General features: G+C 71.5%; 19 protein-coding genes. 9 read left to right on the top strand and 10 right to left on the bottom strand.

The window, feature by feature from the left end:
* Nucleotides 1-15: 15 nt before the first annotated feature.
* The 6 genes from RTA_RS11640 to RTA_RS11615 are packed head-to-tail and all read left to right on the top strand — an operon-like array spanning nucleotide 16 to nucleotide 4843.
* Nucleotides 16-1005 (top strand): ABC transporter substrate-binding protein, encoded by a 990-nt coding sequence (locus RTA_RS11640; RefSeq protein WP_013901602.1) that lies wholly within the window; start codon nucleotides 16-18, stop codon nucleotides 1003-1005.
* 2 nt (nucleotides 1006-1007) lie between these two features.
* Complete coding sequence (locus RTA_RS11635) at nucleotides 1008-1790, top strand: SDR family oxidoreductase (RefSeq protein ID WP_013901601.1); 783 nt, start codon at nucleotides 1008-1010, stop codon at nucleotides 1788-1790.
* Entirely contained in the window at nucleotides 1787-2830 is a 1044-nt protein-coding gene (locus RTA_RS19800; protein ID WP_013901600.1) for a thiamine phosphate synthase, read from the top strand. Before RTA_RS11635 ends, RTA_RS19800 begins: the two co-directional genes overlap by 4 nt.
* Nucleotides 2827-3858, top strand: coding sequence for an FAD-dependent oxidoreductase (locus RTA_RS11625; RefSeq protein WP_013901599.1), 1032 nt, complete (start codon nucleotides 2827-2829; stop codon nucleotides 3856-3858). Before RTA_RS19800 ends, RTA_RS11625 begins: the two co-directional genes overlap by 4 nt.
* Nucleotides 3855-4058 carry a sulfur carrier protein ThiS gene (gene thiS, locus RTA_RS11620; RefSeq protein WP_013901598.1) on the top strand — a complete coding sequence of 68 codons (204 nt, stop codon included), beginning with the start codon at nucleotides 3855-3857 and terminating at the stop codon, nucleotides 4056-4058. The genes RTA_RS11625 and thiS overlap by 4 nt, the downstream gene beginning before the upstream one ends.
* Nucleotides 4059-4063: 5 nt before the next feature.
* Nucleotides 4064-4843 (top strand): thiazole synthase, encoded by a 780-nt coding sequence (locus RTA_RS11615; protein WP_013901597.1) that lies wholly within the window; start codon nucleotides 4064-4066, stop codon nucleotides 4841-4843.
* Here RTA_RS11615 and RTA_RS11610 read toward each other — a convergent pair.
* The 9 genes from RTA_RS11610 to RTA_RS11570 form a co-directional block, all read right to left on the bottom strand.
* The gene (locus RTA_RS11610; RefSeq protein WP_041675421.1) at nucleotides 4840-5943 is read right to left on the bottom strand and encodes an NAD(P)/FAD-dependent oxidoreductase; all 1104 of its coding nucleotides are present in this window, start codon (nucleotides 5941-5943) and stop codon (nucleotides 4840-4842) included. The genes RTA_RS11615 and RTA_RS11610 overlap by 4 nt on opposite strands.
* A complete protein-coding gene (fdxA, locus tag RTA_RS11605; protein WP_013901595.1) occupies nucleotides 5901-6230 on the bottom strand; it encodes a ferredoxin FdxA in 330 nt (109 codons plus the stop codon). Before fdxA ends, RTA_RS11610 begins: the two co-directional genes overlap by 43 nt.
* Before the next feature lie 66 nt (nucleotides 6231-6296).
* Complete coding sequence (locus tag RTA_RS11600) at nucleotides 6297-7544, bottom strand: sulfate adenylyltransferase subunit 1 (RefSeq protein ID WP_013901594.1); 1248 nt, start codon at nucleotides 7542-7544, stop codon at nucleotides 6297-6299.
* Nucleotides 7545-7548: 4 nt separating this feature from the next.
* Nucleotides 7549-8481: a sulfate adenylyltransferase subunit CysD gene (cysD, locus tag RTA_RS11595; RefSeq protein ID WP_013901593.1), complete on the bottom strand. Its 933-nt coding sequence runs from the start codon at nucleotides 8479-8481 to the stop codon at nucleotides 7549-7551.
* Nucleotides 8478-9218 carry a phosphoadenylyl-sulfate reductase gene (locus RTA_RS11590; RefSeq protein ID WP_013901592.1) on the bottom strand — a complete coding sequence of 247 codons (741 nt, stop codon included), beginning with the start codon at nucleotides 9216-9218 and terminating at the stop codon, nucleotides 8478-8480. The genes cysD and RTA_RS11590 overlap by 4 nt, the downstream gene beginning before the upstream one ends.
* A 4-nt stretch (nucleotides 9219-9222) precedes the next feature.
* A complete protein-coding gene (locus RTA_RS11585) occupies nucleotides 9223-9600 on the bottom strand; it encodes a DUF934 domain-containing protein (RefSeq protein WP_041676358.1) in 378 nt (125 codons plus the stop codon).
* Nucleotides 9600-11426 (bottom strand): nitrite/sulfite reductase, encoded by a 1827-nt coding sequence (locus RTA_RS11580; protein ID WP_013901590.1) that lies wholly within the window; start codon nucleotides 11424-11426, stop codon nucleotides 9600-9602. Before RTA_RS11580 ends, RTA_RS11585 begins: the two co-directional genes overlap by 1 nt.
* A 106-nt stretch (nucleotides 11427-11532) precedes the next feature.
* Complete coding sequence (gene mnmC, locus RTA_RS11575; RefSeq protein WP_041675418.1) at nucleotides 11533-13377, bottom strand: bifunctional tRNA (5-methylaminomethyl-2-thiouridine)(34)-methyltransferase MnmC2/FAD-dependent 5-carboxymethylaminomethyl-2-thiouridine(34) oxidoreductase MnmC1; 1845 nt, start codon at nucleotides 13375-13377, stop codon at nucleotides 11533-11535.
* Between the two features lie 7 nt (nucleotides 13378-13384).
* Nucleotides 13385-13657 (bottom strand): oxidative damage protection protein, encoded by a 273-nt coding sequence (locus tag RTA_RS11570; RefSeq protein ID WP_013901588.1) that lies wholly within the window; start codon nucleotides 13655-13657, stop codon nucleotides 13385-13387.
* A 130-nt stretch (nucleotides 13658-13787) separates the two neighbouring features.
* Here RTA_RS11570 and RTA_RS11565 point away from each other — a divergent pair, with 130 nt between their 5' ends.
* The gene (locus RTA_RS11565; RefSeq protein WP_013901587.1) at nucleotides 13788-14801 is read left to right on the top strand and encodes a sulfate ABC transporter substrate-binding protein; all 1014 of its coding nucleotides are present in this window, start codon (nucleotides 13788-13790) and stop codon (nucleotides 14799-14801) included.
* 315 nt (nucleotides 14802-15116) lie between these two features.
* Here RTA_RS11565 and RTA_RS11560 read toward each other — a convergent pair whose 3' ends face one another.
* Entirely contained in the window at nucleotides 15117-16184 is a 1068-nt protein-coding gene (locus RTA_RS11560; protein ID WP_041675416.1) for an MBL fold metallo-hydrolase, read from the bottom strand.
* A 181-nt stretch (nucleotides 16185-16365) separates the two neighbouring features.
* On the opposite strand from RTA_RS11560, the gene phnC reads away from it, so the two are divergent.
* Together phnC and phnD are read left to right on the top strand one after the other, a co-directional pair.
* Nucleotides 16366-17226, top strand: a complete 861-nt coding sequence (gene phnC, locus RTA_RS11555; protein ID WP_013901585.1) for a phosphonate ABC transporter ATP-binding protein — start codon at nucleotides 16366-16368, stop codon at nucleotides 17224-17226.
* 35 nt (nucleotides 17227-17261) lie between these two features.
* Complete coding sequence (phnD, locus tag RTA_RS11550) at nucleotides 17262-18224, top strand: phosphonate ABC transporter substrate-binding protein (protein WP_013901584.1); 963 nt, start codon at nucleotides 17262-17264, stop codon at nucleotides 18222-18224.
* Nucleotides 18225-18232: the final 8 nt, after the last annotated feature.

Genomic DNA, 18232 nt, shown 5'->3' with positions numbered 1-18232 from the left:
AAGAAGGATCCTCCCATGACCTTGCGCCGCCACCTCCTGCTTGCCGCCGCCATGGCGGGCCTGTCCTCGCCGGTGCGCGCGCAGGCGCCGGCTCGCCTCGACAGGCTGGTGGTGGCCGGCTGGAGCAAGCCCATCACCGAAGTCGTTCCGCTGCTGGTGGATGCGGACAAGGGCTTCTACCGCGCCCAGGGCATCACGCTGGAGTACGTGCCGGGCGCCGGCGGCGGCGATGCGGTGCGCAACCTCCTCGGCGGCCAGGCCGACGTGGCCTTCACCGACCCCGGCTCGTTCTTCGCCGCGCTGGACAAGGGCGAGAAGCTGCGCGCCATCTACGACATCTACCCGCAGAACGTGTTCAACGTGGTCTCGCTGCGGCGCAGCGGCATCCGCCAGCCCGCCGACCTCAAGGGCAAGCGCATCGGCGTCTACAGCCTGGCCAGCGGCACGCGCCAGAACCTGCAGGTGCTGCTGCACCAGGTGGGCCTGAGCGAGGCCGACGTGACCGTGGTGGTCACCGGCCTGCTCAACTTCGCGCCGCTGCTGCAGGGCCAGGTGGATGCGACCGCGGCCACCGACACCGGCTTGGCGATCGGCCGCCGGCGCGGCATCGGCGAGGTGGACGTGATGGAGGTGGGCCGCTTCCTCAACGTGTCCAGCGACCTGTATGTGGTGCGCGAGGAGACCTACCAGCGCCGCAAGGACCTGCTGCGCCGCTTCCTGCGGGCCTACCGCGACAGCGCGGCCTGGATGATCGCGCAGCCGGCCGAGGCCGCCCGGCTGGCCGCGCTGCGCGCCATCGACGCCAGCGACCCGGCGCTGGCGCTGGAGATCATCCAGCTGCGCAACGCCGCGACGGTGTCGGACCGCACCCGACGGGAAGGCCTGGGCGCGCTGGACGTGGCCACCCTGCAGCGGGCCGCCGACGTGTACCGCCAGCTCGGGCTGGTGCAGCGGCCCATCGATATTTCCCAGGTCGTCGCCGGCGACCTGCTGCCGGGGCATTGACCATGGGCACGCACGGCATGGATTTCGCGGGCCAGGTGGTGCTGGTCACCGGCGCCTCGCGTGGCATCGGGGCTGCCATCGCGCGCGCCTTCGCGCGGCAGGGCGCCACGGTGGCGGTGAACTACCTGCGCAGCCACGAGGCCGCGCAGGCCGTGGTGCGGGCTTGCCGGGAGGAGGGCGGCGACGCCCTGGCCCTGCAGGCCGACGTCACCTCGCCACCCCAGGCGGAGGCGCTGGTGGCGCAGGTGGTGCAGGAATGCGGCCGCCTGGACGTGCTGGTCAACAACGCGTTCGCGCCCTACAGCTTCGACCCGGAGCGGCGCGTGCCCTTCGAGCGCCTGGCCTGGCCCGACTACCTGCGGCAGTACGAGGGCTCGGTGGGCGCGGCCTTCCACCTGTGCCGCGCGGCGCTGCCGCACCTGCAGGCGCGGGCCCAGGGCGCCATCGTCAACCTGGTGAGCGACCTGGTGGAGGACCCGGTGGTGCCCTACCACGACTACGGCACGGCCAAGGCGGCGCTGGTGGGCTTCAGCCGGCACCTGGCGGCCGAGGTCGGCCCGCTGGGCGTGCGCGTCAACTGCGTCGCGCCCGGCCTGGTGCATCCCACGCAGGGCAGCTCGGCGACGCGCGCCTCGTTCCGCGAGGCCCTCATGGCGGCCACGCCGCTGCGGCGCCTGGCCCGGCCCGAGGACGTGGCCGGGCCGGTGCTGTTCCTGGCCTCGAGCTGGGGCGCTTTCATCACCGGCCAGGTGCTGCTGGTCGACGGCGGGAGGGTGATGCGATGAGCAACACGATGCGAAGGCAGGAATGCCGGGTCGAGCTGGCGGGCCAGGCCAACCAGGACACGTGGCCGGCAACGTCGCGCGGCCTGCGGGAGCGTGGCGCAGCGGCCGTGCTGATGTACGGCGGTCCCGGGCAGGACCTGCACTGGCTGGACAGCGTGCATGCCACCGGCTGGGTGCGGGGCCGCTCCAACCTTGCGGCCGGCGAACTCGCGGCCGCGTGGGACGGCGCCCGGGGGCAGGGCTTCGTCGCGGCCGACGCGGTGCTGCTGGCCCTGGCGGGCAGCGATCCGCTGCGGTTGCCGCTGTTGTCCTGGGATGCATGGCCACCTGCGGCTGTCGCGCCGCCCGCCGCGGTCCCTGCGCCGCTCGGGCTCTACGCCATCGTGGACAGCGTGCCTGCCTTGCGCCAGGTCCTGGCGGCGGGCATAGCTACCGTGCAGCTGCGCATCAAGCAGCCCGGCGATGCCGACGCGGCCTGGCAGGCCGGCCTGCGCGCGCAGCTGCGCGAGGGCATCGCCGCCACGCGGGCCGCGGGCGCGACGCTGTTCGTCAATGACCACTGGCGCCTGGCCGCCGAGCTGGGGGCGCAGGCGGTGCACCTCGGCCAGGAGGACCTGGCCGCGCTGAGTGACGAGGGCCGCGCCGCCTTGCGCGCCACCGGCCTGCAGCTGGGCGTGAGCTCGCATGCCGTGTGGGAGCTGTGCTGCGCCATCGGCCTGGCGCCGCGCTACGTGGCCTGCGGACCGGTCTGGCCCACCGTCACCAAGGACATGCCCTGGCGCCCGCAGGGCCTGGACAACCTGGCCTGGTGGTGCCGGGCCGCCGGCCGGCCAGTGGTGGCCATCGGCGGCATCCTTACGCCCAGGCAGGTGCGCTCGGCTGCGCGCAGCGGCGCCGACGGCGTGTGCGTGCTGCGCGGGCTGTGGCCCGACCCCCGCCAAACCGTGCCGGCGCTGAAGGAGGCCTTCGAGCTCGGCCGCCAGGAGCGTGATGGCCTGGCGCCGGCCTGGCCGCACCCGACCCTGGAGCCCGCCGCATGACCAAGTCCGCGCGTCTTCGCATCGGCATCGCCGGCGCGGGGCTGCTGGGCCGCCTGCTGGCCGTGCGCCTGCTGCGCGAAGGCCACGAGGTCCACGTCCACGACCCGGCGCGCTCGGCGCAGGCACGCGGCGCCGCCGGCTGGACCGCGGCCGGCATGCTCAGCCCGCTGGCCGAGCTGGAGACCGCCGACGAGCGCGTGCTGCGGTGGGGCCTGCGCTCCTTGCAGCTGTGGCCGCAGATCATCGGCGAGCTGCCGCTGCCGGTGGAATTCCGCCAGCAGGGCAGCCTGCTGGTGGCGCACCGGGAAGACACGGGCGCCGCGCGTCGCCTGCTGGACCTGCTGGCGCGCAAGGCGCCGGCGGGCCAGGCGCCGCAGCCGCTCAGTGCGGCGCAGCTGGCCGGCCTGGAGCCGGCGCTGCGCCCGGGCGTGCAGGCCTGGCTGCTGCCCCAGGAGGGCCAGATCCACGCCGTGCAGGCCATGGAGGCGCTGGCGGCAGGCGCTGCGGACGCTCATTGGCACTGGGACACCCCGGTCGAGGCGGTGGAGCCGGGCCGGCTGCGCATCGCCGGGCAGTGGCGCTCCTTCGACTGCGCCATCGACGTGCGCGGCCTGGGCGCGCGGCCGCAGCTGCCGGTGCGCGGCGTGCGCGGCGAGATCTTCTGGCTGCAGGCCCCGGGCGTGGGGCTGGGCCGGCCGGTGCGGCTGCTGCACGCGCGGCACCGCGTCTACCTGGTGCCGCGCGCGCCCGACCTGGTGGTGGTGGGCGCCAGCGAGATCGAGAGCGAGGACCGCTCACCGGTGTCGCTGCGCTCCACCGTCGAGCTGCTGGCCGCCGCCCACAGCATCGTGCCCGCGCTGGCCGAGGCCCGCATCGTGCACACCGAGAGTAACCTTCGTCCTGCCTTGCCCGACAACCAGCCCGGCCTGGAGCTGGCGCCCGGCCTGGTGCGCATCAACGGCCTGTTCCGCCACGGCTGGCTGATCGCGCCGGGCCTGGTGGAGACCGCCATGGAGTCCTTCGCTTGATCGCCATCACCCTGAACCACGAACGCGTCCCGCTGGAGGACGGCGCGACGCTGGCGAGCCTGATCGCCTCGCTGCCCGAGGCGCCGGCCGCGCTGGCCACTGCCGTCAACGGCGACTTCGTGCCGCGCGCGCGCCGGCCCGAGGTCGTGCTGCGCGACGGCGACGCCGTCATGACCTTCGAACCCATCACCGGAGGATGAACACCATGGGCTTCCACATCGGCGGCGTCGAGCTGCAAAGCCGCTTCTTCCTGGGCACCGCCAGCTATCCCTCTCCGCAGGTGCTGCGCGAGGCGGTGCAGGCCTCCGGCACCCAGGTCATCACCGTCGGCCTGCGGCGCCAGCTCTCGGCCGGCAGCACGGGCGGCGACGCCTTCTACGGCTTCATCCGCGAGACCGGTGCACGCCTGCTGCCCAACACCGCCGGCTGCACCACGGCGCGCGAGGCGGTCACTCTGGCGCAGATGGCGCGCGAGGTGTTCGGCACCCACTGGATCAAGCTGGAGGTGGTGGGCGACGAGTACACGCTGCAGCCCGACCCCTGGGAACTGGTGGAGGCGGCCCGGGAGCTGACCCGGGACGGCTTCGAGGTGTTCCCCTACTGCACCGACGACCTGGTCACCTGCCAGCGGCTGCTGGATGCCGGCTGCCGCATCCTCATGCCCTGGGGCGCGCCCATCGGCTCGGGCCAGGGGCTGCTCAATCCCACGGCGCTGCGCACCCTGCGCGCGCGCCTGCCCGACGTGCCGCTGGTGGTGGACGCGGGCATCGGCTCGCCGCGCGACGCGGTGCAGGCCATGGAGCTGGGCTTCGACGCGGTGCTGGTCAATTCCGCCGTGGCGCTGGCGCACGACCCGGTGACCATGGCACGCGCGTTCAAGCTGGGCATCGAAAGCGGCCGCCTGGCCTGGGAGGCCGGCATCATGGCCAAGCAGGAGATGGCGGTGGCCACCACGCCGGTCACCGGCCGGCCGTTCGTTCTCTAATCGAACACCGGCGACTCCACCCCCAGCACCTTGTGCAGCCTGGTCGAGGTGGTGGTGTACTGCAGCGGGATCTTGCCCTTCTCGGGGAAGATGATGGGCGCGGCGCCGAAGGCGGCCAGGGCGCACTCGTGGAAGCCCGACAGGATCAGTTTCTTCTTGCCGGGATAGGTGTTGATGTCCCCCACGGCGAAGATGCCGGGGATGCTGGTGGAGAACTTTTCCGTGTCCACCACCAGCTGCTTGCGCTCGATCTCCAGGCTCCAGTCGGCGATGAGGCCCAGCTTGGGCGACAGGCCGAAGAACACCAGCAGCATGTCCAGCGGCACCACGCGCGTCACGCCGTCCGGGCCGGTGACCTTGGCGCCGGTCAGGCGGCCGTCCTTCTCCTCGTAGCCGGTGACCTGGCCCACGATGAACCGCATCTCGCGGGCGTCGCACAGCTCCCGCATCCTGGCCACCGAGGCCGGCGCCGCCTGGAGGACGTCGCGGCGGTGGATGAGGGTCACGCTCGCGGCCCGGTTCGAGCCTTCCGCGGCGAAGTTCAGCGCCCAGTCCAGCGCCGAGTCGCCGCCGCCCACGATCACCAGGTGCCTGCCGGCGAAGTCGGCCGGGTTCCCGACCCGGTAGAACAGCTGCGTGCCGTCGAACCTGTCCAGGCCGTCCACCTTGAGCGTGCGCGGCTCGAAGGCGCCCACGCCGGCAGCGATGAAGATCGTCTTGGCCAGGAACTGTGTGCCCTTGCCGGTCTCGACGAAGAAACGGCCGTCGTCCTGCCGGCGCACCGTGGTCACGGTCTGGCCCAGGTGGAAGGTGGCGCCGAAGGGCTTGATCTGCTTGAGCAGCGCGTCGGTGAGCTGCCGGCCGGTGCACACCGGAATGGCCGGGATGTCGTAGATCGGCTTGTCGGGATAGAGCTCGACGGGCTGGCCGCCGGGGTAGGCCAGCGAGTCGATCACATGGGCCTTGATTTCCAGCAGGCCCAGCTCGAAGACCTGGAACAGGCCGACCGGGCCCGCGCCCACGATGACGGCATCGGTCTCGATGGGAGCAGGGGCCATCAGCGGGCCAGCTCGGCGATCTTGCCCGGCTTGTCCTTCCATTCCTCGGCGTCCGGCAGCGCCGGCTTGCGCTTGGTGATGCTCTTCCAGCCCTGTGCCTGGGCCAGCTCGGCATTGAGCTTGATGAAGGCGATCTGGTCGGAGGGCACGTCCTCCTCGGCGTAGATGGCGTTCACCGGGCACTCGGGGATGCACACGGCGCAGTCGATGCACTCGTCGGGGTCGATCACCAGCATGTTGGGCCCTTCGCGGAAGCAGTCCACGGGGCAGACGTCCACACAATCGGTGTACTTGCAACGGATGCACTGTTCGGTGACGACGTGGGTCATGTTGTGATCTTGTAGCAGGGGGAAACCCTCGATTCTATCGGCCGTGCCCCCGGGGCGCGACCGGGTTCAGCGCACCAGCACCGCCCCCGAGGTCTTGTGGCTGGCCGTGTCCACCAGCACCAGCGCGCCCAGCGTGCGCGAGCGCGCGTAGGGCAGGGCAGCCACCGGCTCCTGCAGTGCCAGCTCGACATGGCCGATGGCGTTGGGCTCGAGCTGGTCCGCCTCGGCCTCGGCCAGGGTGTTGACGTCCAGCCGGTGGACGATGCGCCTGACCTTGGCCTTGACCCAGCGGTGGCCATGCAGGGCCCAGTACACCCGGCCGGCGACCAGCGGTTCCTCGTCCAGCCAGGCCACCGTGGCCGACAGCTCGCGCCGCGGCTCGAAGGCGCCGGGGGCCAGCAGCCAGTCGCCGCGCGACACGTCGACCTCACGGTCCAGCACGATGCCGGCGCTGTGGCCGGCAACGCCGGGCCGCGGCTGCCGGACGTGGTCCAGCACCTGCGCCACGGTGGCCAGCTGTCCGCTCGGCAGCACGGTCACGGCCTGGCCCGGCTGCACGGTGCCGGCGGCCACACGGCCCCAGAATACGCGCCGGCCCTGCGAGGTGTCGGACGAGGAGGAGAACTTCTCCACCCACTGCACCGGGAAGGCGAAGGCCGCGCCGGCCTCGGCAGCCGTCACGTCCAGCTGCTCCAGCAGCTGCAGCAGGGAGGGGCCTTCGTAGCCGCACCAGCCCGGCGCGGCCTCGACCACGTTCTGGCCCTTGAGCGCCGCGATCGGCACGGTGGCCCGCACCGCCACGCCGGCGGCGGTGGCAAAGCGCTCCAGCGCGGCGCGGATGTGGCCGAAGGCCAGCCGCGGGTCGGCCACGGCGTCGAGCTTGTTGACCGCGAACACGATGGAGGGCACGCGCAGCAGGTTGACCAGCAGGGTGTGGCGCCGCGTCTGGGGCAGCAGCTCCGGGCCGGCGTCCTGCCATTTCAGCTTGGTGGCATCGACCAGCACCACGGCCGCGTCGGCGCCGGAGGCGGCCGTGACCATGTTGCGGGTGTACTGCTCGTGGCCGGGCGAGTCGCCGATGATGAACTTGCGCGCGGGCGTGGCGAAGTAGCGCCAGGCCACGTCGATGGTGATGCCCTGCTCGCGCTCGGCCGACAGGCCGTCGGTCAGGAGGGCCAGGTCCGTCTCGCCCGAGCGCTGCACGCCGGCCAGCTGGTCGGCCAGCACGGCCTTGCTGTCCACCAGCAGGCGGCCGATCAGCGTGCTCTTGCCGTCGTCCACGCTGCCGCAGGTGATGAATTTCAGTGCGTCCATGGGGTCAGAAGTAGCCGTCTTTCTTGCGCTTTTCCATCGAGGCCTCGGAGGTCTTGTCGTCCATGCGCGTGGCGCCGCGTTCGCTCACCTCGACCGACAGGGTTTCGAGCACCACCTGGGCGGCGTTGGCCGCGGGGCTTTCCACGGGGCAGGTGCAGGTGATGTCGCCCACGGTGCGAAAGCGCACCGTGCGCGTGATCACCTCTTCGCCCTCGCGCGGCGGGGTGAGCTCGGTCACCGGCACCAGCAGGCCGCGGCGCTCGACCACCGGGCGCTGGTGCGCGTAGTAGATCGAGGGCAGCTCGATCGCTTCGCGCTCGATGTACTGCCACACGTCCAGCTCGGTCCAGTTGGAGATGGGGAACACGCGGAAATGCTCGCCGGGCGCCAGGCGCGTGTTGAACAGCGTCCACAGCTCGGGCCGCTGAGCCTTGGGCTGCCACTGGCCGAAGCCGTCGCGGTGCGAGAAGATGCGCTCCTTGGCGCGCGCCTTCTCCTCGTCGCGCCGGGCGCCGCCGATCAGTGCGTCGAAGCGGAACTCCTCGATCGCCTCCAGCAGCGTCACCGACTGGTGCACGTTGCGCGACTCGCCCGGGTGCGCCAGGCGCACCGTGCCGCGCTTCATCGAGTCTTCCACGCTGCGCACGATCAGCTCGGCGCCCAGCTCCCTGGCGCGCTGGTCGCGGAACTGCGTGACCTCGGGGAAGTTGTGGCCGGTGTCGATCATCAGCAGCGGGTAGGGGATACGGCCGGCGCCGAAGGCCTTTTCCGCGCACCGCAGCAGCACCAGCGAGTCCTTGCCGCCGGAGAACAGCAGGGTGGGCCGCTCGAAGGCGGCCGCCACTTCGCGCAGCACGAAGATGGCCTCCTCCTCCAGCGCGTCCAGGTGGCGGTTGCTCAGCTGGCCCAGCAGCTGCGGTTCGGCTCTTGCGTTCATGCCGTGGTGACCTCGTCCTTCTTCTTCACGTGCAGGCCGCATTCCTTGGCGGCTCCCCCTTCCTGGTCCGCTTCCCACCACCAGCGGCCGGCGCGGAAGTCTTCGCCCAGGCTGATGGCCCGGGTGCAGGGCGCGCAGCCTATGCTGGGGTAGAACCGGTCGTGCAGCGGGTGGTAGTCCACGCCGTGGGCGGCGATGTAGTGCCAGACGTCGCCCCAGGTCCAGTTGGCCAGGGGGTTGAACTTGACGCGGGCCTCGCCGGCGTCGACCAGCGGCACCTCGGCGCGCGCGGCCGACTGCTCGCGGCGCAGGCCGGTGATCCAGGCCTTCTGGCCGGCCAGGGCGCGCTCCAGCGGCTCGACCTTGCGGATCTGGCAGCAGGCCTTGCGCAGCTCGATGCTGCGGTACATGGCTTCCTGGCCTTCGCGGCCGACGAACTGCACCACGGACTCCTGCACCGGCTGGTAGACGGTGACCGGCGCGCGGGAAATCGCCTTCGTGCGTTCCAGCAGCGCCAGCGTCTCGGCATGCAGCAGACCGGTGTCCAATACGAACACCGGGATGTCCAGTGCCAGCCGGTGGATCAGGTGGGTGATCACCACGTCCTCCGCGCCCAGGCTGGAGGCCTGGGTCAGCGGTCGGTATCCGGCCGCCGCCTGGACCAGCAGCGCCTGGGTCTCGGCCAGCCTGGCGTCGAAATCCTTGGACGCCCGCGCGTGCAGGTCGATGGCGCCCATGCGGTCAGCCCCGCGCGAACCGCGGCTGCGGCACCACGGCGTCGCCTTGGTAGAAGGCGGCGTAGCGGGCGAACTGGCGTTCGGCGTCGGCCGGGTCCTTGCCTTCCTTGAGCACTGCGCTGGAGAAGCCGGTGCGCCACATCTGCACCAGCTGGTCGATCAGCACGTCGCCGGTGGCGCGGATGTCGCCGGTGAAGCCGCGCCGCTGGCGCAGCAGGCGGGCCTGGGTGAAGGCGCGGCCGTCGGTGAACTTAGGGAAGTTCAGCTCGACGCAGTCCACGCCGTCCAGCGGCGCGGCCAGCGGGTCGGCGTCGTTGGCCAGCACCAGGACGTTCAGCTTGTCGTCTTGCGGCGCGGCGGCGCCGGCGGCGATGATCTTGATCATGCGGTCTCCCGTTCCACGAAGCGGGCGCCGTTGGCGGCGGCCTTGAACGGCTCGATGCCCACGCGCTTGAGCGTGGCGGTGAAGGTTTCGGACCTGCCGTCGCCGCCGGCCTGGCGCTCGCGGCGGTAGGTGTCGAGCACGGCTTCGATCACCACCGGCACCTCGGCGGCGGAGAAGGACGGGCCCACCACCTTGCCCGGCGTCGCAGGGCCGGAGAGGTCGGTGCCGTCGCTGCCGCCCAGGGTGACCTGGTACCACTCCTTGCCGTCCTTGTCGACGCCCAGGATGCCGATGTGGCCGGCGTGGTGGTGGCCGCAGGAGTTGATGCAGCCCGAGATGTTCAGGCGGATGTCGCCCAGGTCGAACTCCTCGTCCAGGTCCTGGTAGCGCTGGGTGATGGCCTCGGCGATCGGCAGCGAGCGCGCGTTGGCCAGCGAGCAGAAGTCCCCGCCCGGGCAGGCGATCATGTCGGTCAGCAGGCCGATGTTGGGCTTGGCCAGGCCGGCCTTGCGGGCGGCCGCCCACAGCTGCGGCAGGTCGTCCTGGTGCACCCAGGGCAGCAGCAGGTTCTGCTCGTGGGTCAGGCGCGCCTCGCCGGCCGAGAAGCGCTCGGCCAGGTCGGCGGCGAACTCCATCTGCTCGGCGGTGGCGTCGCCGGGCGCGTAGCCCAGGCGCTTGAACGACAGCGTCACCGCACGCAGCTGCGGGTTCTTGTGCGCTCGCACGTTGCGCTCCAGCCAGCGGCGGTACAGCGGGTCGGCCTCGGCGTCGGCACGCACGATCTGGTGCACCTGCGCGTCGGCGCCCTTGCGCGCCACCGCCTTCAGGGCCGGCGCCACGATGGACGCGGCCACCCGGTCGTACTCGGCCTGGGTCAGGGTGTGCGGCGCGCCGTCGCGCTCGACGATGGCGCGGAATTCCTCCTCAACCTTGTCGATGTAGCGCTGGCCCTCGGCCTTCACCAGGATCTTGATGCGTGCCTTCCACAGGTTGTCGCGGCGGCCGTACTCGTTGTAGACCCGGATGCAGGCCTCCACATAGTTCAGCAGGTGCTGCCACGGCAGGAAGGCGCGCACCACGGTGCCGATGATGGGCGTGCGGCCCATTCCGCCGCCCACCAGCACCTTGAAGCCCAGCTCGCCGGCCTCGTTCCTCACCAGCTGCAGGCCGATGTCGTACCAGCCCAGCGCGGCCCGGTCTTCCTTCGTGCCGTTGAGTGCCACCTTGAACTTGCGCGGCAGGAAGGCGAATTCCGGGTGCAGGGTGCTCCACTGGCGCAGGATCTCGGCAAAGGGCCGCGGGTCGGCCACCTCGTCGACCGCGATGCCGGCCAGCTCGTCGGTGGTGATGTTGCGGATGGTGTTGCCGCTGGTCTGGATGCCGTGCATGTCCACGCCGGCCAGCAGCTCCATCACCTCGGCGGACTTGTCGATCGGGATCCAGTTGAACTGGACGTTGGTGCGGGTGGTGAAGTGGCCGTAGCCGTGCTTGAGCCGCGTCGCCACCGGCGTGCCGCCGGGCACCGGCACCTCGCCCAGGGCCAGCTGCTTGTCCTGCGCCTGGCGCAGCAGCTCGGCATCGGGCTGGTCGTACTCGCGGGCGATCTTCGCCAGCGTGCGCAGCTGGGTGCTGGAGATGTCGCCATAGGGCACGGCGATGCGCAGCATGGGCGCATAGCGCTGGATGTACCAGCCGTTCTGCAGGCGCAGCGGCCGGAACTCGTCGTCCGTGAGCCTGCCAGCCTGCCAGCGCTCCAGCTGGTCGCGGTACTGGGCCGCACGGGCGCGCACGAAGTGCTTGTCGAACTCGGTGTAGTGGTACATGAGGGGTGGGACTCTAAGGAGGGTCTTTATGGAAACAAACGATTTTTTTATTCGCGCTTTATTCGGATAAGCATATACGCCAAGGCTGGCGCGGCCCTGCGGCCGGTCATGAGCTGATGCCGGATAAGGGCGCGGGCGCCTGCTGCCGGGCCACGTCCAGCCCGGCTGCCAGGCCCTGGGCCAGCGGCAGCGGCTCGGCATGCAGGCGCGCGGCCAGCAGCTCGCCGCTCAGGGCGGCGAAGGTCAGCCCGCGCGAGCCCATGGCGGTGCTGACCCACAGGCCGGGCGCCAGCTCGCCCACCAGCGGGCGCCGGTCGTGGCTGGCGCAGCGCACGCCGGTCCAGGCGCGCACGCGGCCGGCGGCAAAGGCCGGCGCCAGGGCCAGGCCCAGCGCCGGCGACAGCGCCTGCAGCCGGTCGAGATTGAGCCCGTGGTCGGCCGGGCGCGGCTGCAGGTCGGTGTCGCCCCGGCCATAGGTCGAGCCGGTCATCCAGGCGGGACCTTCGGGCGTGGGCACGGCTGGCAGGAAATGGCCGTTGCCGTTGAGCGCAAAGGGCGGCAGCGGCAGGCCGGGCGCCTGCGGCGCCCAGGACACCTGGCCGCGCACCGGCTGCAGCCACAGCCGGCCACTCGCCAGAGCCGCACTGCCCAGGGCAGCCGCCAGCACGGCCACGGCGCCTTCGGCGAGCACGCCGCCCTGCGCGTCCTGCGCCTGCCAGCCCTGCGCCGTCCGGTGCAGGCCGGCCACCCGGTGGCCGCCGCGCCAGCGGATGCCGGGCTGGGCCAGCCAGGCCCGCACCAGGGCCGCCGGCTGGATCCAGGCGGCGCGCGCATGCCAGACCGCCGGCACGCTCTCGGCCAGCAGGCCCTCGCGCTTGCGCGCCGGCTCGGCCGCGTGGCTCCAGTCGTGGGCGAAGTCCTGGACCGAGGCGTGCGCGGCCCAGGGCTTGGCGCGCCGCTCCAGCGCGCCGCTGGGTGCCCAGTCCTGGCCTTCGCGCAGCAGGGCCCGCGCCTGCTGCAGGCTGATGCGCACGCCGCAGCGCGACAGGCGCGACAGCAGGTTGTCGTCGGCCGACACATGGGGCGCCATCAGCCCGGCGGGCAGGGACGAGGCGCCGGCCGCCGGCTCCGGCGCCGCATCCAGCACCTGCACCTGCCAGCCGCGGCGGGCCAGCGAGGCCGCGGCCGCCGCGCCGGCCAGGCCGCCGCCCACGACGATGCAGCTGCCGGGGCCGGGAATGTCCGGGCCGGATCCATCGCCATCGCCCGGGCGGTAGCGGGCTTCCAACCGGTGCCGCTTGGGCGGCAGGCCTTCGGCGCGCGTCACCTCGAAGCCGCAGGCCGCCAGGTCCTGCCGCACCTGGCCGGCCGCCGTCCAGGTCGCCAGGCGGGTGCCGGGCCGGCACAGCCGTGCCACCGCCTGCAGGGTGGGCGGGGCCCACATAGCGGGGTTGCGCGCCGGGCTGAAGCCGTCCAGGAACACCGAATCGGCGGCGAAGGCCAGCTCGCGCAGCATCTGGCCGACGTCGCCCACGCACAGGGTGAGCGTGACGCGGCCGCCCTCGAACACCAGCCGGTGCACGCCGGGCACTAAGCCCCACCACTGGGCCGCCAGTTCATCGGCCAGCGGCTGCAGGTCCCGGTGGGCCCGGGCGCTGCGCAGCAGGTCGGCGGCCGCGACCGGGAAGCCCTCGATGGAGGCGAAGTGCAGCAGGCCCGGCCGCCGCGCGTCGTCGCGCCAGGCCTGCCAGGCCGCCAGGAAATTCAGGCCCAGGCCGAAGCCGGTCTCCAGGATGCGCCACTGGCGCTGGCCGGCCCAGGCGGCCGGCAGGCCGCAGCCGCCCAGGAACACCTGCAGTGCCTGCTCCAGGCCGCCGGAGGCGCTGCGGTAGACGTCGGCCCAGCGGCTGCTGCGCGGCGTGCCGTCCACCCACTCGACCGGCTCGGCCATGCGTGCGCTAGGCGCTGGGCGGCACGTAGCCCGCCGCGGTGTCGGCGCCGCTGCCGAAGAAATGGTTTTCCATCTGGCGCTTGAGGTACTCGCGGGCGCGCTGGTCCGCCAGGTTCAGGCGGTTCTCGTTGACCAGCATGGTCTGCTGCTTGAGCCAGGCGGCCCAGGCTTCCTTGCTCACGCTGTTGTAGATGCGCTTGCCCAGCTCGCCAGGGTAGGGCGGGAAATCCAGGCCCTCGGCTTCGCGGCCGAGCTTGATGCATTGGACGGTACGGGCCACGGCGGCTCCTGTGGTAGGTGTCTGATTAGCTTATGCGGATAAACAACTGACAACTCGATCGTTCCAGTTGCGGAGAGTGGCTTCCAGAATCCGCCGCATCGACCCCAACAGCACCGAGTGCGGATCCCCCATGAGCCTGCGTCGCGACTTTATCAAGATTCCCCTGGCCGCCGCCCTGGGCAGCGCCTTGTCCCTGAAGGCCGGGGCCCAGCCGGCCGTGGCCCTGCTCAACGTCTCCTACGATCCCACGCGCGAGCTCTACGTGGACATCAACCGCGCCTTCGCGCGGCACTGGAAGGCCGGCACCGGCCAGGACGTGGCCATCAAGCAGTCGCACGGCGGCTCGGGCAAGCAGGCGCGCTCGGTGATCGACGGGCTGGAGGCCGACGTGGTGACGCTGGGCCTGGCCGGCGACATCGACGCCCTGCACGCCAACGGCAACTGGCTGGCCAGGGACTGGCAGAAGCGCCTGCCGAACAATGCCTCGCCCTACACATCCACCATCGTGCTGGTGGTGCGTCAGGGCAACCCCAAGGCAATCCGCGACTGGGACGACCTGGTCAAGCCCGGCATCGGCGTGATCACGCCCAACCCCAAGACCTCGGGCGGCGCGCGCTGGAACTACCTGGCGGCCTGGGAATGGGCCCGGCGCAAGTACGGCGGCGAGGCCCAGGCCCGGGACTTCGTCGCCCGGCTGTACGGCAACGTGCCGGTGCTGGACACCGGGGCGCGCGGCTCCTCGGTCACCTTCGCCCAGCGCAACCAGGGCGACGTGTTCGTCTCCTGGGAGAACGAGGCCTACCTGCTGGAAAAGGAATTCGGCTCCAGGGTGGACGTGGTCTATCCCTCGGCCTCCATCCTGGCCGAGCCCCCGGTGGCGGTGGTGGACCGCAACGTGGACCGCAAGGGCACGCGGGCCGTGGCCGAGGCCTACCTCAAGTACCTGTACACCGAGGAGGCGCAGGACCTCATCGGCAAGCACTTCTACCGTCCGGTGTCGACCCAGGCCCAGGCCAGGTACTCGTCCCGGTTCCCCAAGCTGCCGCTGTTCACCATCGCCCAGGCCTTCGGCGGCTGGGACAAGGTGGCCAGGGAGCACTTCGCCGACGGCGGCGTGTTCGACCAGATCTACACGCGCAAGTAGTCTCGTTGGTATTCGCGCTCTGGCTTGGTTGGCGAGATTCGGCGGCCGGGGCGCCCTGCTCCGCTCATGTCCCCCGGTCAGGGCGATGCCCTGACCTCCTCCTTTACTTCGCTACGCAGGGCACCCCAGCCACCGAATCCTGCGGTGCGAGCGGGCGTTCCGCGGTCGCGCGCCGTCAGCCGTAGCGGGTGGGCGGTGCGGGGTGCCCGCCGCAGCGAAGTAAAGGAGGAGGGGCGGCGCAGCCGCCCCGGGGGACATGAGCGGAGGAGGGCGCCCCGTGCCGCCCACCCGCGAAGCGCAAGAAGAGAACACTATCTAACGCAGATCCTTCCACCACCGATGGTTGGTCCGCGGCCTGCCCAGAGTCAGCACCTCCCCGATCTCCGGCGTGGCCAGGGCCAGGCCCTCGCGTTCGGCGATGTCCGCTACCCGGTCCAGCGGCTCGCGCCAGGGATGGAAGGCCAGGTCGAAGGTGCTGTTGTGCACCAGGTACAGCGTTCGCGCGCCCAGGTCCTTGAAGGCCCGCACCGTCTCCTCGGGCACCATGTGCGACGAGGGCCAGTCGCGCGGGTTGTAGGCGCCGTTCTCCATCAGCGCGATGGCAAAGGGGCCGAGCCGCCGGCCGATCTCGCCGAACGCGGGGTGGTAGCCGGTGTCGCCGCTGTAGAAGATGCGCTCGCCGCCGCTGTCGAGGGCCCACGAGGCCCACAGCGTGCTGTCGCGGTCCCACAGCGTGCGGCCGGAGAAGTGGTGCGCCGGCGCGGCCGTCAGCGTCACCTCGCCGGCGCGCGCCTGCTGCCACCAGTCCATCTCCTGGATGCGCTCGGCCGGGATGCCCCAGCGGCGCAGCCGCTCGCCCACGCCCAGCGGCACGTAGTAGCGCTGCACGCGCTCCTTCAGCGCCTCGATGGTCACCACGTCCAGGTGGTCGTAGTGGTCGTGAGAGAGCACCAGGCCGTCGATGGGCGGCACGTCGGCCAGCGCCAGCGGCGGCGGATGGAAGCGCAGCGGGCCGGCGAACGAGAACGGCGAGGCGCGCTCGCCGAACACCGGGTCGATCAGCCACCACCGCCCGCGCAGCTTCAGCAGGTGCGACGAGTGCCCGAGCCGGACGATGTGGCTGGCGCCCGCATCCAGCGCGTCCAGCGCGGCGCGGTCGAGCCGCCGCACCGGGATGGGGTCGACCGGCACCGTGCCCTGCTTCTTCTCCAGCAGGATGCGCGTCCAGATCTGCCAGCCGCTGCTGTGGGGGCGCGCATGCGGGTTGGGCGGGTTGCGGAAGCGGCAGCTGTCGGCGTCGAACTGCGGCGAGGCGGCGAATGGCGCGTCGCAAGCGCCGGCTGCACTGGCGCAGCCGCTGCCGAGCACGGCGGCCAGGAGCATGGCGGCCGCGAGGCGCGCGTCCCGGGCCGGGGCGGGTGGTGGTGCGTTGGCAGCTGCGCTCAAGAGATTCCTCAGCAGGTCGATGGTGGCGGCATTGTGAACGCGGATGGAAGAGGCTGGGGCTGCCATCAAAACGTCACATTGAGTGCCCAGCATCCGCCGGAACTCGAAAGGAGCTCCCATGGATGCTGCGATCCGGGTGCGTGCACTCGACAAGACTTTCGCCAACGGCCGCAAGGCGCTGCAAGGCATAGACCTCGACATCCACCCCGGCGAGATGGTGGCGCTCATCGGTGCCTCGGGTTCGGGCAAGTCCACCCTGCTGAGGCATCTGGCCGGCCTGATGGCGGCCGACGGCGGCACGGGCCGCGTCGAGCTGGGCGGCCGCGTGGTGCAGGAGGACGGCCGCATCACCCGCGACATCCGGCGCGTGCGCGCCGGCGTCGGTTTCGTGTTCCAGCAGTTCAACCTGGTGGACCGGCTGCCGGTGCTGGTGAACGTGCTGGCCGGCGCGCTGCACCGCATGCCCGCGTGGCGCAGCCTGCTGCGCCGCTTCAGTCGCGAGGAGCGGCAGCGCGCCACCGAGGCGCTGCGCCGGGTGGGCATCGCCGACTGCTGCCACCAGCGTGCCTCCACCCTGTCGGGCGGCCAGCAGCAGCGCGCCGCCATCGCCCGCGCCATGGTGCAGGGCGCGCGCGTCATCCTGGCCGACGAGCCCATCGCCTCGCTGGACCCGGAATCCTCGCGCCGCGTGATGGACATCCTCAGGCGCCTGAACCAGGAGGACGGCTGCACCGTCGTCGTCTCGCTGCACCAGGTGAACGTGGCCATGAAGTACTGCCCGCGCACCGTGGCGCTGCACCAGGGCCGCGTCGTCTACGACGGGCCGTCCGCCGCGCTCACGCCCGCGCTGCTGCGCGAGCTGTACGGCGCCGAGGCCGACGAAATCCTGTCGCTGGGCGACTCCATCAGCTCGCTGCAGGAGCGGCGCGAGCCGGCCGCCACCCCGTCCTGGGCCGATCCGCTGCCCCGGGCGGCCTGACCTCTTTCCCTTACACCGTCACAAGGAGCCAAACCATGTTCAAGCACATCGCCACCGGCCTGCTGGCCGCTGCGCTGGCCTCCACGGCCGTTGCCCAGGAGCCCAAGGAGATCGCCTTCGGCATCATCTCCACCGAGTCCAGCCAGAACCTCAAGTCGCAGTGGCAGCCGCTGCTGGACGACATGGCGCGCAAGACCGGCTACAAGGTCAACGCGTTCTTCGCGCCCGACTACGCCGGCATCATCGAGGGCATGCGCTTCGGCAAGGTGCACCTGGCCTGGATGGGCAACAAGTCGGCCATGGAGGCGGTGGACCGCGCCGGCGGCGAAGTCTTTGCGCAGATGGTCAACGCCGACGGCACCCAGGGCTACTACTCGCACCTGCTGGTGCACAGGGACAGCCCGCTCAAGAGCCTGGACGATGTGCTCAGGAACGCCAAGAGCCTGAGCTTCGGCAACGGTGATCCCAATTCCACCTCGGGCTTCCTGGTGCCGGGCTACTACGTGTTCGCCCAGAACAAGGTGGACCCCAAGACGGCCTTCAAGCTGGTGCGCAGCGCCAACCACGAGACCAACGCCCTGGCGGTGGCCAACAGGCAGGTGGACGTGGCCACCTGCAACAGCGAGGCCATGGACAAGCTCAAGGCGAACATGGCCGACAAGCACGGCCAGCTGCGCGTCGTCTGGACTTCGCCGCTGATCCCGCTGGACCCGCTGGTGATGCGCAAGGACCTGCCCGAGCCGGACAAGCGCAAGCTCAAGGATTTCTTCTACGGCTATGGCCAGGGAGGCGCGCAGGAGAAGGACACGCTGATGAAGATCTCCAAGCTGTCCGGCTTCAAGCCCTCGACCAACGCGCAGCTGGTCCCCATCCGGCAGCTCGAACTGTTCAGGGACCGCAACAAGCTGGAGGCCGACGCCGGCCTGCCCGCGGCCGAGAAGCAGGCCAGGCTGGCCGAGATCGACAAGAAGCTGGCCGACCTGGGCAAGCAGCTCTGAGGCGCGCA

The organism is Ramlibacter tataouinensis TTB310, assembly GCF_000215705.1.
GTDB lineage: Bacteria > Pseudomonadota > Gammaproteobacteria > Burkholderiales > Burkholderiaceae_C > Ramlibacter > Ramlibacter tataouinensis.
Note: the sequence above shows the minus strand (reverse complement) of the source record. Positions and strands in the feature narration are given on the sequence as shown.